Source organism: Acinetobacter sp. GFQ9D191M (assembly GCF_011174875.1).
GTDB lineage: Bacteria > Pseudomonadota > Gammaproteobacteria > Pseudomonadales > Moraxellaceae > Acinetobacter.
Window position 1 is genome coordinate 14636 of sequence record NZ_JAALGV010000024.1, and the last position, 16072, is coordinate 30707.

The following is a 16072-nucleotide window of genomic DNA, read 5'->3' on the forward strand; positions in this document are numbered from 1 at the left end:
TAAATAAACCTTAGGAAATAGAAATACCCTGTTGCTCTAATTGCTGCTGCAATATTGTATAACAGGCAGGTGACAAGACTGCATCGACCGGCACCACCCAGATATCCCGCTGATAATCTGGATACTGTTTGAGTAATGCCATAATTTTAACTGCATCTTTTTCAGTAGTAATGATCGGACTATTGTCATCGAATTGCAGATCTTCAATTTCATAATCATGATGATCTGGAAATTCATGACACTGAAATTGCTGCAGCCCCAGATGTTCTAGTGTTTGATAAAAACGCTGTGGAAAACCGATGCCGACTACTGCATAGAAAGCCGCAGTTGGATCAAAGCTTTTGATAACATCCTGATTTAATAAATACGGCTGAGAGGCTGCAAGATGCATATGCAAAGGCGAAACTGGATTTGCTGCATGTTCAATCACGGTACCTTTTTCCAACCGGGTAACGGGTTCACGCAGATAACCTTCTGGTAAAAGTTTCTGGTTGCCCAAGCCTCGGTTATTATCCAGCACAATCCATTCAATCTGACGATTTAAAGCCCAGTGCTGCAAACCGTCATCACAAATAATTAAATCCAGTGCATGCTTTTCTAGCAGAAGCTCAATGCTCTTTTGACGATTTGGCCCTACAGCCATCGGCACACCAGTCGCTTGGACAATTAAGGCTGGTTCATCACCTACCACTTCAGGCAAGGTATTTAAATCTACATAAGCAGGAAAAGGACCTTTACCACCATAACCTCGACTGATTACACCAATCCGTAGGCCTTTTTCAGTGAGGTAATCCACCAGATGAATCAGTAAAGGTGTTTTACCACTCCCACCTACGGTAATATTTCCAATCACCATTACTGGAATAGGTGCGGTATAGCTTTTTTTAATCCCTTTACGGTAAAGCCAGTGGTTACTGACAAAACCCAAGCGGTAAAGCCAGGACAAAGGACGCAGCACAACCAGCCACTTTGCCTGTGTATTCCAAGCATCCTGAATGATCTGTGCCAAAGCCATGACTTAATGTTCCTCGAAATTACGTTGGTGCAGCTGATAATAAGCACCTTGACGTGCAATCAGCTCAGCATGATTACCCTGCTCTATAATACGACCTTGATCCATCACTACAATGCGGTCGGCATTTTCAATTGTTGATAGACGGTGGGCAATCACAATCGTAGTCCGATCTCGCATCGCCTGATCAAAGGCACGCTGAATAAAGTATTCAGATTCATTATCCAGCGCACTGGTCGCTTCATCCAGAATCAGAATCGGTGCATTTTTCAGAATAGCACGGGCGATCGCAATACGCTGACGCTGACCACCTGACAGATTCAGACCTTGAGCACCTAGTGGCGTATCATAACCTTGTGGCAAGGCCATAATGAAATCATGTGCATAGGCAGCTTTTGCCGCTGCAATGATTTCTTCATCACTCGCATTTTCTAGCTGGCCATAAGCAATATTTTCACGAACAGTACGGTTAAACAGCACTACCTGCTGGTTTACCATCGCGATCTGGGTACGTAAAGCAGTCAACTCATAATCAGTAATCGGTTTTTGATCCAGTAAAATTTGCCCGGATGAAGTTTCCTGATAACGTACCAACAGATTCACCAGCGAGGTTTTACCTGCTCCTGAACGCCCAACCAATGCTACAGTCTCGCCCGCTTTCACTTCTAGGTTAAAGTCATGAATCGCATGGTGACCATCGCCATAAACCAGATTGACATCTTTAAATTGAATGTTGCCTTTTAAGGCATCATTGAGTTTGCCGGTATTATGCTCTTCAGGCATATCTAGCAATTCAAACACAGAATGTGCGGCCGCCATACCACGCTGAATTTTTTCATTCACATCAGTTAATGTCTTGATTGGTCGCGCCAACATGCCAGCAGCTGTAATATAAGCAACAAATTCACCCGCAGTCGTATCTCCCAAAATTTGTGGGCGCAATGCAATATACATCACGATACTGAGTGAAACTGACATGATCAGCTGTACCACTGGACTGTTCAGCTGCTGTACTGCCACCATTTTCAAGCCACGGCGTAGATTTTCCAAAGAATTCTGTTTAAAGCGTTCCTGCTCATAAATCTGACCACCAAAACCTTTGACAATCAGATTAGCATTTACCGTTTCCTGAACCACATGGTTCACATCACCCATAGTGTCCTGAACCTGTTGTGATAGCTTGCGCATCCGTTTTGAAGCTTTACTGATCACAAAACCAATCACGGGTCCAAAGATCAGAATACACATGGTTAAACGCCAGTTGGTATATAAAAGATATCCCAATAAGGCAATAGTGATCAGACCTTGCTGAATGATCGTTCTAAGTGCTTCAGTTGAGGCTGCGGTGAGCTGCTCAACGTTATACATAATTTTGGCCGTAATATGACCGCTGGTATTGTCCAGAAAATATTGCGCAGGCAAACGCAATATTTTGGCAAAGACTTCCTGACGAATATTAAATACCAGATTACGGGAGATGACCGCCGTATAATACCCACCGAGGAATAGACCTAAGCCCCGGAAGAACATCAGTACTACCACTAAGAATGGGAAAAGTAAGGTGAAACCCTGGTCTCTGTTTTGTATCGCCTCAATGATATATTCCAGTAATTTGGCTACAGAAACTTCTGTGGCCGCATTCATAGAGAAACCAAGCAGGACAATTAAGGCTGTGCCCCAAAATGGTTTTAAATAGCTTAAAAGGCGAAGATAGACCTTAAAATCGTGCTTCACTAATAACCTCGAGTTGGTACTTTCGTACTGATGTTGACATTAACAAAGCCAAGTTGCCCTGCAACGTCCATGACACGAATAACATCCTGATGTGTCGCTTTTGCATCAGCGGCAATGACAAACATTAAATCACGACGTTCATTCGAAATCTGTTTAATTGCCGTATTTAAATCTGCTGCATCTTTACTGGCAATAGACTGACCATTCACGGCATAGTGGCCATTGGAATCCACAATCACTTCAATTTTCTGATCAAAATTCTTGGGCGGTACACCTTGCGCATCTGGAAGCGTCAGGTTCATTCGGCTCATCTGGTTAAACGTGGTTGAAAGCAGCAGAAAGACCAAAATAAATAGCAGGCAATCAATCATGGGCGTCAGATTGATATGTACATCTTCCACCTGGTTACGTTTAAATTTCATGCCCCTGCTCCTAACTTGCTTTCTTGATGCGTTCTTCTACATCATCTGAAGCATTTAAATAGAACAGGTTGGCATGAAATAACGTTGCTTGCTGTTCAAGTTCCGCCACATATTCCTGAACCAGACGCTGGAAATAACGATGTGCAAATAAAGCAGGAATAGCAATCAGCATACCCGCTGCTGTCGTGATCAGTGCTTTGGAAATACCGGGCATCATTAAAACTGGGTCACTATTAGTTCCGACATCAATCATTAAGAATGATTCAATAATCCCAATCACTGTACCGAGCAAACCGAGTAGAGGCGCTACTGCACTCAAAGTACCCAGAAAATTAATATTCTTTTCCAGATAGCCAATTTCCTGTGAAGCTACCACTTCCATCTGGGCACGAGCATATTGCTCAGACTGGTGACACGCTTCAAAACCAGCAGTAAATACACGACCCAAAGTACTGTTTTTCAAAGCTGAACTTTGTTGCAGCTTTTGCATAGCTTGGTCTGCATTTTGTGCAGGACCCATCAGAAGTGAGTTGGGCAGTACCAGACTCTTTTTTAAACGAATGAAGCGCTCGACCGAGATCGCTAGCATAAATATCGAACACAATACCAGCGGCAGCATCAACCAGCCGCCTGCTTTAACCAATTCCCACATCTGATTTATTCCCCAATAAAAACAAATTTTAAATTAATTATTCATCGCCCAGGATCGAAAGAATCCCGTCCAGCTCTTCTAAAGAATGATAGCTAATGACCAGCTTGCCTTTCCCTTGCTTGTTGTAGTCAATTTTAACATCCGCACTAAAGCGCTCAGACAGACGCTGAGTCAACTGCTGAATGTCTGGCGCAATCGCTGCTTTTGGTTTTTCTGTTTTCGGTGCATTGTAGTCGCGTACCAACTGTTCGGTTTGGCGTACTGACAGACTCTTTTCAATGACCATCTCAGCAACTTTAAGCTGATCTTTAGCCTTCAAAGTCAGGATGGCACGTGCATGTCCCATATCCAGCAAGCCTTGCTGCATAAAGTCTTTTACTTCTTCAGCCAGAGTTAGCAGACGCAGCAAATTGCTCACTGTAGTACGTGCCTTACCGACGGTATCGGCAATTTCCTGATGGCTTAAACCAAATTCGTCATGGAAACGCTGCAAAGCCATCGCCTGATCAATCGGGTTCAGGTCCTGACGCTGAATGTTTTCGATTAAAGCTAATGCAATTGCGACCTGATCATTCAGCTCACGCACAATCGCAGGAACTTCAGTCAGACCTGCTAACTGTGCCGCACGCCAACGACGCTCACCCGCAATAATCTCGTATGGATAGCGTTCATCATCGACCGGACGGATCACGATTGGCTGCATGATGCCATGCTTCTCAATCGATGCGGCCAGTTCCTGCAGATCCTGCTCATTGATATAGCGACGTGGCTGATATTCACCACGTTTCAGCAGATTGACATCAATCTGTTTCAACTGACCATGATCAAGACCTTGTGCTTCGAGTTGTAATTTTTCTTTTTGAATTGATCCCAGCAAGGCATCTAAACCACGACCTTTGGCGAGTCCACGTTTCTTGACGGTCATGCTTTACTTCCTTTTTTCACTTTGCTTTTCTTTAATACTTCAGCTGCCAGATTTAAGTAAGCAACTGCGCCCTTTGAACTTTTTTCAAAATAAATCACTGGTAAACCATGTGCCGGCGCTTCAGCCAGACGGATATTACGTGGAATCACGGTTTCATAAAGTTTTTTACCAAAATATTGTTCTAACTCTTCCGAAACATCACGGGTCAAGGCATTTCGAGCATCATACATGGTACGCAATACACCCACGATCTGCAGGTCTGGATTAAGTGCCTGCTGAATCCGGTCGATGGTTTGTGTCAGATCAGCCAGACCTTCGAGAGCATAATATTCGCATTGCATCGGAATGATGACGCCATCCACAGCTGCCAGTGCATTCACGGTGATCAGACTTAAGCTTGGTGCACAATCGACAATGATATAGTCGAATGAGGATTCAATTTCCTGCAAAGCTTCACGCAAAATAAATTCACGGCCTTTTTGCTCAGCAATCGCCAGCTCCACACCAGCCAGGTCACGGTTTGCCCCTAAAACCTTGTATCCAACTTCAGCCTTGGTGATCGCAGTTTCAATCGGCACTTCACCCAGCAATACATCAGTCACTGAATACAGCAGGTCATTTTTCTGAATCCCCGACCCCATGGTCGCGTTACCTTGAGAATCCATATCCACAAGCAAAACGCGTTTTTTTAGCACAGCGAGAGATGCCGCCAAATTTACTGCGGTTGTGGTTTTACCGACACCACCTTTCTGGTTGGCAATCGCAATAATTTGTGCCATGTTGACCCCGATCCTTCAAAAATTTTAAATACGTTTTAATAGAAGTAAATGACGTTGTTCGTCCAAGCGCGGAACCTTCAGTTCAATAATCTGACAGCTAAATTCATCTTTTAATGCTGCCACTTCCTCTTCAGGAATCAAACCTTTCATGGAAGCAATAATACTCTGCTCATGCATATACGGTTTAGACGCATTCACAAAATCTGTCAATGAAGCAAATGCACGACTGGTAATCACATCAAACTGACCCAGCTCATTGATACTGTCTTCATTTTCCACACGGGTTTGTACTGCAATGACATTTTTTAATTTTAGGTCTGCAATAAACTGCTTGAGGAAACGAATTTTTTTACCATTTGAATCCAGTAGTACGCAATCACGCTCAGGCTGACATAAAGCAATGATCATGCCCGGCATACCACCACCAGTCCCAATGTCGAGCAAACGACCTGCAGGCAAATCCTTCAAAATACTCAGACTGTCAAGCAGATGCTTGACCAGCATTTCTTTAGGATCACGGATTGCAGTCAAATTGTATGCTTTATTCCACAGTACCAAAGCGTCTTGGTACTTGAGTAATAAATTTAAAGCTTCATCCGACAGCTCTAAACCTAAAGCCTGGCTACCCTGCTTTAGTTCTTGAAAAAACGTGTGCATAAACAATCAACGCTCGAAAAAGTTAAGTGGAAGTATACCGTTTTCTCTATATTGGCACAGTAGGGAGTGCTTAGTGAATATTCACTTAAGCAGACTTCCCTTCACGGATCATTGAATCCAGTGCATTCAAACGCTCAGGCGTTCCTACATCTACCCAAATGCCTGTCAATTTAGAGGCAGCAATCTTATTTTCCAGCATTGCTGCTTTTAATAATGGTGCCAAAGGACGCTTTCCAGCCTCTAAGCCTGCAAACATTTTCGGATGAATCACTGATACACCGCTAAAAGTCAGATTTTCACCACTGATCTGCTGATCAAAGGTATAAGCCTTGCCGTCAGCAAGTGTGAAATCACCGTTTGGATGCTGTTCCGGGTTTTGTACCAATACCAGATGTGCCAGATTTTCACCCAGCTCAACATTCAATAAAGGTGCAAAGTCCATAGTCGTCCAGACATCGCCATTGACCAAAATGAAAGGCTCATCACCAAGCAGTGGTAAAGCATTAATAATGCCACCGGCTGTTTCCAGACCTTCACCTTCATGTGACCATAAAATCTTGACACCAAACTGTGAACCATCACCCAACGCCTGAGCCAGTTTTTCACCTAACCAAGCCGTATTGATGACAATTTCATTCACGCCCATCGCAGCCAGTTTTTCAATATGCCAGACAATTAATGGTTTGCCACCTACTTCAAGCAAAGGTTTTGGCGTATGCAAAGTCAAAGGACGCATGCGGTTGCCCAAGCCAGCCGCGAGAATCATCGCTTTCATTTAGGCCGCTACCTCGTATGAACCATATTTTGCTTCAAAGGCAGGCATGACTTTTTCATGAATAAACTGCATAAATGGCTGTAACTCTGGATAATCTTTGGTTTCTTCCAATAGATACCACATCACACGTGGCAGGTCTTTGAGATAACCTGATTTACCATCTCGCTCAAACAAGCGGACAAAAATACCTAAAATCTTGATATGCCGCTGAATGGCCATCATATCCGCATCTTTTTTGAACTGTTCGAAATCACGGTCCTGTTTTGCCGCTGCTGGTAACAGGTCATAGAACACTTTAAACCAGCGATACACCCGATCTGCATTCCACTGCACATAGGCATCACGGGTAATCGAAATCAGGTCATAGGTATCAGCACCGATTACTGCATCCTGAAAATCAATCACACCCAGTTCGGTTTCATTTTCGATTTTCATCAGGTTACGGCTATGGAAATCACGATGCACAATGACTTGTGGTTGTGCCAAAGCAGCATTCGCCAGTATCGCAAATGTGCGCTTGATCAGAGCGGACTCTGATTCTGTTGGCTGAATTTTTAGAGCAGGCAGCATCCAGTCAGTCAGCAGCTCCATTTCAGAAATAAGCTTCTCATAAGAATAAGCAGGAAACTGACCTTCTCCAGGAATGGACTGCAGCTGAATCAGCTGTTTAAAACTTTGCTCATAATAGGCATCAACTGTCTGATCATTTAGCAGATTTGATAACAGCACATCACCAAAATCTTCGAGCAGCAAAAAGCCATTTTCCAGGTCTTTGGCCACAATGTGTGGAACACGTACGCCATGGGCATCAAAAAATTCATCAATCGTCACAAAAGGCACACAATCTTCTTTTTCTGGTGGTGCATCCATGAGCATAAATGTTTTATTATTCAGTTTGATTCGTGCATAACGACGAAAACTTGCATCGCCTGCTAAAAAATGTGTTTCAAATTGATCTGAACCGAGTACAGAAGCAATCCAAGATTGTATCAATTGTTCGCGTTGAGTATTCATTTGCAATAAATTCTAGTACAGGCTGAGTTTTTAAAGTGCTAAGTGTAGCTACTTATCAACTTTTTCTCTATGATGCGACAATAATTAATTGCGATAAAAGCATGATTGGTTAATGAGACAAATGAAGCATCACTTTAAAATAAACCCTCTAGCGACTGCGATCTTAACCCTTTTATGTAGTAGCTCGGTCTCAAGCTATGCTGCATCAAATGACTCATCCAATGTAAATGCGGAACAACTCAAACAGCGCATTAATGAGACCTATCCCGGTGAAGCATTCTTCTCACAATATTATGTGGATAAATCTTCACCAGAAGCACAGCAGCGTCAAGGTAAATATCTCAGTTCAGCCTATTGTGAAGGTGCCTGGGTCACTCCTATTGCACCTGATGCACCGACGATTGACCCTGAACAGGCAACTTCAACCATTACTGCAGACTATGGCCATTATAATCCGGCCGGTGATTCCTACTTAGAAGGCAATGTGGTCATTGATCAGGAAGGTCGCCAGATTCGTGCGGAACGCGTGACGATTGATCAGACTCAAACTTATGCTAAGGCAGAAGGTCAAGTCCAATTGGCCCAAGGTGGCTTAATTTCGCAAAGCGATGATATCAATTACAACCTGAAAACCCAGCAAGGTGACTTAAACAACAGTTTCTTCATTGCCGAAGAACAGCATGCGCATGGTCGTGCTGAAAAGATTGCCAAAACCTCTGACGATACGCTTGAACTGGAAAATGCCACCTATTCCACCTGTCCACCTGAACAGAAACCGACCTGGAAAATTCAGGCAGATCAAATCAAGCTGAATCAGGAAACCGGTCGCGGTGAAACCCGTAATACCAAGCTCTATGTGAAAGATGTTCCGGTACTCGCTGTTCCTTATTTTAACTTCCCAATCGATGATCGCCGTACCACTGGGATTCTGACGCCAACTTTCGGATTTACCAATGATGGCGGCCTGGAATTAGGTGTGCCGGTTTATCTCAATTTGGCACCACAATATGATGCGACCATTACGCCACGTTATATTAGTGACCGTGGTGCGATGCTGGATGGCGAGTTTCGTTATCTAACAGAAAACTATGGTGAAGGCCGGATTTGGGGTGGCTACCTGCCATCTGATGAAAGTTATAGCAATAAAGACCGTAAAGACCTGCACTTCCTGCATAACTGGCAAATCAACGATCAGTTCTTAACAAATCTTGAATATAATTACGCATCAGACAAGGACTTTTTTGCCGATCTGGATAATAACCCAGATTCAAAAACAGACCTGAACTTGCGCCGTGCTTGGGAAGTTAATTATAAAAATGGTATCCCCGGCTTAAAAGCTCAATTTAAAGTTGAAGATTTCCAGACGCTTGATCCTGCCGTTCTGGATGAAGACCGCCCTTATGCGCGTTTGCCGCAGCTTTTGGTGAATTATAAGACCGGTAACCCACTGGGTTTACAATACGAATTTAATAACGATACAGCTTATTTCCAGAAAGACATCAGAAATATCGAAAATATTGATACCGGTGATGAAGCCATCTATCAACCAAGTGGTACACGCATCTATAATGATTTCTCGGTACGCTATAATCACTTTACCCCTTGGTCATTCTTCATTCCTCAGGCAACATTACGCAATATCAATACTTTCTATGATCAAGATACTATTGATCGTATTAATAATAATCAAACCAGCTCATCAAGTGAAAATCATTCTATCGTAGTGCCACAATTTACGCTGGACACCGGTTTAATTTTTGAAAAAGATGGTCGCTATTTACAGACCTTGACGCCTCGCCTGTTTTACGCTTATTCACCGTATGAAAATCAGCGCAATCAGCCAAACTTTGACTCTGTCGTAGCCTCAATTAATTATGACCAATTATTTAGTGCACGCCGCTTCTATGGTAATGACCGCTTAGAAGACAATAACTTCGCTTCTTTAGGTCTTAGTTACAGTTTATTTAATGAAGAAGGTTTAGAGCGATTACGCGCCAGTGTGGGACAAAGTTTCTTCTTTGAAGATCGCCGTGTCACATTAGATCGTGAAGCAGATAAATTTGACCGTGAAAGCCATACTGGTCCAGTTATTCAGCTTAGAAGTCAGTTAAACAAAAACGTGCATGTCAACCTAAATTCTAGCTGGATGTCGAATGGCTCCAATGCCCAGCGTGATGTACAGGTTTATTATACGGGCGATCAGGGCAATCTATATAACGTAGGCTATTTCTATCGTAAAGATATTCCAAACCGCCAGGAAAGTTATGATCAGGTGGTTGGCTCATTTATCCAGCCAATTGCCAATAACTGGCGTCTGGTCGGCCATGCGCAATTTGACCTGGATAATAGTGTCGCACGTGAATATTTACTTGGCGTAAACTATGAGTCATGCTGTTGGGGAGTATCTGTCTATGGCCGCTCATACTACAATGACTTAGACGATATCAATGACCCAGATGTGAAAGCGAAACGTGCAGTAATGGCTGAAGTAACGCTTAAAGGTCTTGGCGGGTTAAGCAACAAGCTAACCTCATTACTAGAAAATCGTATTCTAGGTTTTAACAATATCAATCAAACTTGGACAGAACGTTAATGAAGACAAAACAGTTAAAACAAATTTTTAAAGCGACCGCACTTGCGCTATGTCTTTCTTCAGCGATGACGACTTTTGCTGTTGCCCAACCTAAAGATGAAGTTGTAGCTGTTGTCGACAATAGCGCTATTCTGCGTAGTGATCTGGCACAAAGCGTTGCTGAAATTTCTCACCAGTTACAAAAGCAAAACAAGCCTGTTCCACCGCAACCTTATCTTGAACAACAAGCACTTGAACAGCTAATTGTACGTCAGGCTCAACTGGAACAGGTCAAACGCTACAATATCCGTCCAGATGAAAAATCTTTAAATGAAGCAGTGCTTAAAGTAGCACGTGAGTCAGGCTCTCCTAGCTTGGAAGCTTTCCAGCAAAAACTAGATGCTATCGCGCCGAATACGTATGCCTCTTTACGTAACCGTATTGCTGAAGATCTGGCACTTAGCCGTTTACGCCAGCAAGCAGTAAATTCACGTATCCAGATCAGTGATCAGGATGTGAAAAACTTCCTGAATACACCGCAAGGTCAAGCTCTGTTAGGCAGCCAGGTACATGTTCTGCATTTACGTATAACCGGAGAAAATGCTCAACAGATTGCTGCGCAAGTAAGAAATGATTTAAGCAGCAGCAATGATATTCAGGCGATCAGCAAAAAATATTCAACTGGCGATATTAAAGTAGATGCGTCTGATATGGGCGTGCGAAATTTATCAGAAATCCCAGGCGAACTCGCTGCACGTGTTTCTACTTTGCAAGCGGGTCAAACATCTGAACTGATTCCTGCGGCAGATGGCGTGCATGTCCTGAAACTTTTAGAGCGTAAAGGTGGTGAGCAGAAAGCATTGGTTCCTCAGTACCAGACCCGTCATATTCTGATTCAAACATCAGAAGTGGTTAGCCCAGAAAATGCTAAACAGATGATTGATAGCTTATATACGCGTCTTAAGCAAGGTGAAGATTTTGCAGTATTGGCGTCTACTTTCTCTAATGACACAGGTTCAGCACGTGATGGCGGAAGTTTAGGCTGGGTCAGCCCAGGTGTCATGGTACCTGAATTTGAACAGCGTATGAAAAGTACGCCAGTGGGTCAGATTAGTGAACCGTTCCAGTCACAATTTGGCTGGCATATCCTGCAAGTGACCGATACACGTCAGCAAGATATGACTCAGGAATATCAGGAACGTATGGCACGCCAGATCCTGGGTGAACGCCAGTTTGATGCTGAGCTAGATAGCTGGTTACGTGAAACCCGTAGCAATGCCTATGTAGAAATCAAAGATCCTCAGCTAGATCCTAAACGCGCTCGTTAATTTAAGAAAAGAAAGCCAGTATAATGCTGGCTTTTTTTAATGGCTCAATTTTTTAAGCAATAAAAAAGCCTCCTATTAAGAGGCTTTTTTATTTCAGATCCGATTAACGATTGTTTTCGTCGTCAGAAGAATCTTCAAATTTTGAATCGTTGTCAAAACCAGCGCCTTGACCACCAAAACCAGCACCTTGACCACCAAAACCAGCACCTTGACCACCGAAGCCACCTTGACTACCGAAGCCACCTTGACTACCGAAGCCGCCTTGACCACCGAAGCCAGCGCCTTGACCGCCGAAGCCAGCGCCTTGACCGCCGAAGCCACCTTGACCGCCGAAGCCACCAGCAGCGCCTTGACCGCCGAAGCCACCTGCGCCGCCTTGACCACCGAAGCCAGCACCTTGTGGACCAGCAGGAGCACCAGCTGGACGAGGGTTACGTGCAGGTACAACTGTAGAAATCGCGTGTTTGTAAACCATTTGGCTTACTGTATTTTTTAATAATACAACGTATTGGTCAAAAGACTCGATGTGACCTTGTAATTTGATACCGTTTACCAGGAAGATAGAAACTGGAATACGTTCCTTACGGAGAGAATTCAAGAATGGATCTTGTAAAGTTTGACCTTTAGACATGTTATAACTCCAAAAATTTAAAAATCAGCGCAAAAAACTATCTCTATTTTTCAATTAAAAATTATAAAAAAGATAGTACTCAAATTTTGCTTTATCCGTGACAGTTTCGCAAGTCTTCTTGGGCCTGCTCGAGCGTAAAATATGTTGTAAATTTATGCTTTTCTTGCAAAGATCTCAACCAGGTATATTGACGTTTGGCAAGTTGTCGTGTCGCAAATAAAGCCTTATCCTCCATTTCCCGTTGTTTTTCATGACTTAGGTCACCTTTTTTTAAGAATTCTATGGCTTGGCGGTAACCTACTGAACGCATTGAGGGTAAATTTTCGTCAAAATCGTATTTTCCCATTAATCCTTTAACTTCATTTAAAAATCCGTTTTTCCACATAATTTCAAGACGTTTTTCAATACGTTTGTGCAATTCTAACCGATCGGGCATTAAGGCATAATTATGGAAACTGTAACGATATGGTAAATTTTTTGGTTGTTCTGCTTGTAGTTTTGTAATCGGCTCACCTGTTAGCTTAAAAACCTCTAATGCACGGATAATTCTCTGTTTATCACTGACTTTAAATTTCTGGCCTGCTAAAGGATCTACCTGACATAATTCAGCATACACCGCTTCCCACCCTTCATGAGCGGCTTTCTCTTCAATCTGGGCACGCACCGCATAATCTGCACTTGGTAAATTATCAGACAAGCCTTCAAGTAAGGCCTTAAAATACAGCATGGTGCCACCCACCAAAATTGGTGTTTTACCACGCGCATGAATATCATCAATCAGACGGCAAGCATCTTCGACAAAGTTTGCTGCAGAATAGACTTCGAGCGGGCTAATAATATCAATCAGATGATGCGGATAGCGCCCTAATTCCTCTTTAGATGGCTTCGCTGTACCAATGTCCATTTCCCGATAAACTAGCGCAGAATCGACAGAAATCAGCTCAAAATGACCTTGCTCGTATAGTTCACATGCCAAAGCAGTTTTACCGCTTGCAGTTGGTCCCATTAAATTGATGACCGGCAGTTGATTGGACATGTAAGGCTACTCTCCTCGAGCGAAAAGTTTATCAAGTTGAGACAATGGAAATGCTCGCCAGGTTGGACGACCATGATTACATTGGCTCGCAAATTCAGTTTGTTCCATCTGGCGCAGCAAAGCGTTCATTTCTGACAGACTCAACATTCGATGTGCACGTACTGCACCATGACAGGCTATACCTGCAAGAATCTGGTCACGTTTCTGCATTAAACCCTGTCCCTGATCATTAGGATCCAGATCATTCAATAATTCAGGGATCAAGGCATCAAAATCAGCTTTATGCAAAATGGCCGGTACGCCCCGTACAATGACCTGTTCATCACCATACTGGTCAATTTCCAGGCCTAAACGAGCGAGTTGATCTTTGAGCTCGTCAACACGCATGGCTTGCATACGACTAATGCTCACCACTTTAGGAATCAGCAATTGCTGGGATATCCAGAATTCCGGTTTATCCCAAGCCATTTTCATCTGTTGCAGCAGAATACGCTCATGCGCCGCATGCATATCTACGATGATTAAGCCTTCGGTATTTTGCGCTAGTATATAAATACCATGCAGCTGGGCGATCGCAATCCCCAAAGGATGCTCATCCACTTTACTGTGTAAATGTGACTGCAATGCATCCGATGCTGAAGTATTGGTTTCCGGTTCAGTTTCTCTTAAAGGCGCGAGATAACTTTTCAAGGCATTATTCAGCTGCTGTGAACCCGAATATGACTTATTATAATCCTGCGCATAATGCACAGTTTGTGGACCTGATGACTCGAAATCCGTTAACACATCAGAAGCTTCTTCTTCATGCTGACGATACGGAGATGTGACTGGAATAACCGGTTGAGTGGCTACGGACTGATGCAGGCTAAACTGCTCTTGATAGCGCGGCTGAGGTGTTATCGCAACAGCTTCAGACTCAGGTTTCATCGCCTCAGCCAGATCAGCGCTCGCAGTCTGGAATTGTGCTAGGGTTTCCTTGGCATAATGTCGTACAAATTCATGTACTTCACGCTGGTTCAGGAAACGAATTTCATGTTTGGTTGGATGCACATTGACATCGATGCTTTCTGGATCGATTTCCAGAAACAGTAAATAAGCGGCATGCTGATGGCCATGCAGGATACCATCATAAGCCATACGCAAAGCGTGCGAAATAGTCTTGTCTTTAACGATCCGGCCATTCACATAGACATACTGCAAATCGGCTTGAGCCCGTGCATCCGAAGGATGTCCGAGCCAGCCTGATAAACGCATATTGATACTGTCTGCATCAATCCAGTAAGCATTTTCAGTAAACTGACGGCCAAGTAATTGTTGCACACGTTGAAAACGCAAAGCTCCACTATCTGCAACCGGCAAATTCAGCTTGATCGTTTGGTTATGTTCCAATACAAAGCGAATATCAAAATGCGTTAAAGCCATACGGCGAACAATTTCTTCGATATGTCCAAATTCAGTGCCGGGCTTTTTCAGGAATTTGCGCCGCGCCGGGACATTGAAGAATAAATCCTGCACCCGGATCTGAGTTCCTTTGGATGCTGCGACCGGTTGAATATCCTGATGATCAAAAGCCGTACCGTTCACTTCGACCTGATAGCCAATGCCATCTTCATTCTGGCTACTGGTTAAAGTCAGGCGTGACACTGCAGCAATCGAGGCCAACGCCTCACCACGAAAGCCCAAACTGGTAATCGCATGCAGCTCTTCAGCCGTTTGAATCTTACTGGTCGCGTGACGCATCACGGCTAGTGGCAAATCCTCATAATGAATGCCTCGGCCATTATCAATGATTTCAATCAGCGTACTGCCGCCCTGTTCCACCCGGATGATCAGCTCGGTCGCACCTGCATCAATCGAGTTTTCCAGCAACTCCTTGACCACAGATGCAGGACGTTCAATCACCTCACCTGCGGCAATCTGGTTCGCCAGCGCAGGATCAAGTGCGCGGATACGGCGTATGCTTAAATCATCAACCATTTGGGAATTCACGCTCCAAAGCTTGCTGTAAAGCCAGATTAGAAGAAATCAGACTTGCAGTACGGGTCAGCTCATCTTCTGATTTTAAAATTTCAATAATTAAATCGGCTTGCGGGATTTCATCACCCCCCTTAGAAGGCCATTCAAATAGAAATAGCGCATTGGGAGTTTCTAAATAATCCCGGATTCCCATCAATTCAAGTTCATAAGGGTCATTGAGACGATATAAATCAAAATGAAAGATATCCTGACCATTCACCTGATACGGCTCCACCAGCGTATAAGTCGGACTTTTTACTGAGCCTTTATGACCGAGTTGTTGTAAGTAATAACGCGTCAGCGTGGTTTTCCCCGCACCCAAGTCACCAATCAGATATATAACGCCCGAAGAAAAATTATTTGCCAGAACTTTGGCCAGATTTTGGGTGTCATCTTCATGTTTTAAAGTGACATTAAATGAATAAGGCATATTACTCACGACATGATGAAAAAGAATAATTATGATAGCATCGCAACGCTTTAAAAGCCTATTCACCTCTGTGAGAAACTGTATTTTTT

The 16072-nt window shown here is 43.5% G+C and carries 15 protein-coding genes; 2 read left to right on the top strand and 13 right to left on the bottom strand.

The window, feature by feature from the left end; all coding sequences use genetic code 11:
- Positions 1-10 precede the first annotated feature (10 nt).
- The 9 genes from lpxK to G5T77_RS04895 form a co-directional block, all read right to left on the bottom strand.
- On the bottom strand, positions 11-1015 hold the full coding sequence (lpxK, locus tag G5T77_RS04855; protein ID WP_125279030.1) for a tetraacyldisaccharide 4'-kinase: 1005 nt from the start codon (positions 1013-1015) through the stop codon (positions 11-13).
- A gap of 3 nt (positions 1016-1018) precedes the next feature.
- Complete coding sequence (gene msbA / locus G5T77_RS04860; protein ID WP_166139429.1) at positions 1019-2746, bottom strand: lipid A export permease/ATP-binding protein MsbA; 1728 nt, start codon at positions 2744-2746, stop codon at positions 1019-1021.
- On the bottom strand, positions 2746-3168 hold the full coding sequence (locus G5T77_RS04865; protein WP_159124000.1) for a biopolymer transporter ExbD: 423 nt from the start codon (positions 3166-3168) through the stop codon (positions 2746-2748). Before G5T77_RS04865 ends, msbA begins: the two co-directional genes overlap by 1 nt.
- A gap of 10 nt (positions 3169-3178) precedes the next feature.
- A complete protein-coding gene (locus tag G5T77_RS04870; RefSeq protein ID WP_125279032.1) occupies positions 3179-3820 on the bottom strand; it encodes a MotA/TolQ/ExbB proton channel family protein in 642 nt (213 codons plus the stop codon).
- A gap of 37 nt (positions 3821-3857) precedes the next feature.
- Positions 3858-4745 (bottom strand): ParB/RepB/Spo0J family partition protein, encoded by an 888-nt coding sequence (locus G5T77_RS04875; protein WP_004784018.1) that lies wholly within the window; start codon positions 4743-4745, stop codon positions 3858-3860.
- Positions 4742-5524, bottom strand: coding sequence for a ParA family protein (locus G5T77_RS04880; RefSeq protein ID WP_004784019.1), 783 nt, complete (start codon positions 5522-5524; stop codon positions 4742-4744). The genes G5T77_RS04875 and G5T77_RS04880 overlap by 4 nt, the downstream gene beginning before the upstream one ends.
- Before the next feature lie 24 nt (positions 5525-5548).
- Positions 5549-6181 carry a 16S rRNA (guanine(527)-N(7))-methyltransferase RsmG gene (gene rsmG, locus G5T77_RS04885; protein ID WP_166139427.1) on the bottom strand — a complete coding sequence of 211 codons (633 nt, stop codon included), beginning with the start codon at positions 6179-6181 and terminating at the stop codon, positions 5549-5551.
- An 85-nt stretch (positions 6182-6266) separates the two neighbouring features.
- Positions 6267-6956: an N-acetylmuramate alpha-1-phosphate uridylyltransferase MurU gene (gene murU, locus G5T77_RS04890; RefSeq protein ID WP_166139424.1), complete on the bottom strand. Its 690-nt coding sequence runs from the start codon at positions 6954-6956 to the stop codon at positions 6267-6269.
- A complete protein-coding gene (locus G5T77_RS04895; RefSeq protein ID WP_159124004.1) occupies positions 6957-7970 on the bottom strand; it encodes a phosphotransferase in 1014 nt (337 codons plus the stop codon).
- A 121-nt stretch (positions 7971-8091) separates the two neighbouring features.
- Between G5T77_RS04895 and lptC the strand changes: the two genes are divergently transcribed.
- On the top strand, positions 8092-10563 hold the full coding sequence (gene lptC, locus G5T77_RS04900) for an LPS export ABC transporter periplasmic protein LptC (RefSeq protein ID WP_166139457.1): 2472 nt from the start codon (positions 8092-8094) through the stop codon (positions 10561-10563).
- The gene (locus G5T77_RS04905) at positions 10563-11870 is read left to right on the top strand and encodes a peptidylprolyl isomerase (RefSeq protein WP_166139422.1); all 1308 of its coding nucleotides are present in this window, start codon (positions 10563-10565) and stop codon (positions 11868-11870) included. Before lptC ends, G5T77_RS04905 begins: the two co-directional genes overlap by 1 nt.
- Positions 11871-11973: 103 nt before the next feature.
- Here G5T77_RS04905 and hfq read toward each other — a convergent pair whose 3' ends face one another.
- The 4 genes from hfq to tsaE form a co-directional block, all read right to left on the bottom strand.
- A complete protein-coding gene (hfq, locus tag G5T77_RS04910; RefSeq protein ID WP_166139420.1) occupies positions 11974-12501 on the bottom strand; it encodes an RNA chaperone Hfq in 528 nt (175 codons plus the stop codon).
- Between the two features lie 91 nt (positions 12502-12592).
- Positions 12593-13537 carry a tRNA (adenosine(37)-N6)-dimethylallyltransferase MiaA gene (gene miaA / locus G5T77_RS04915; protein ID WP_166139417.1) on the bottom strand — a complete coding sequence of 315 codons (945 nt, stop codon included), beginning with the start codon at positions 13535-13537 and terminating at the stop codon, positions 12593-12595.
- A 6-nt stretch (positions 13538-13543) separates the two neighbouring features.
- Complete coding sequence (gene mutL / locus G5T77_RS04920; RefSeq protein WP_166139415.1) at positions 13544-15514, bottom strand: DNA mismatch repair endonuclease MutL; 1971 nt, start codon at positions 15512-15514, stop codon at positions 13544-13546.
- Positions 15507-15983 carry a tRNA (adenosine(37)-N6)-threonylcarbamoyltransferase complex ATPase subunit type 1 TsaE gene (tsaE, locus tag G5T77_RS04925; protein WP_034590094.1) on the bottom strand — a complete coding sequence of 159 codons (477 nt, stop codon included), beginning with the start codon at positions 15981-15983 and terminating at the stop codon, positions 15507-15509. The genes mutL and tsaE overlap by 8 nt, the downstream gene beginning before the upstream one ends.
- Positions 15984-16072: the final 89 nt, after the last annotated feature.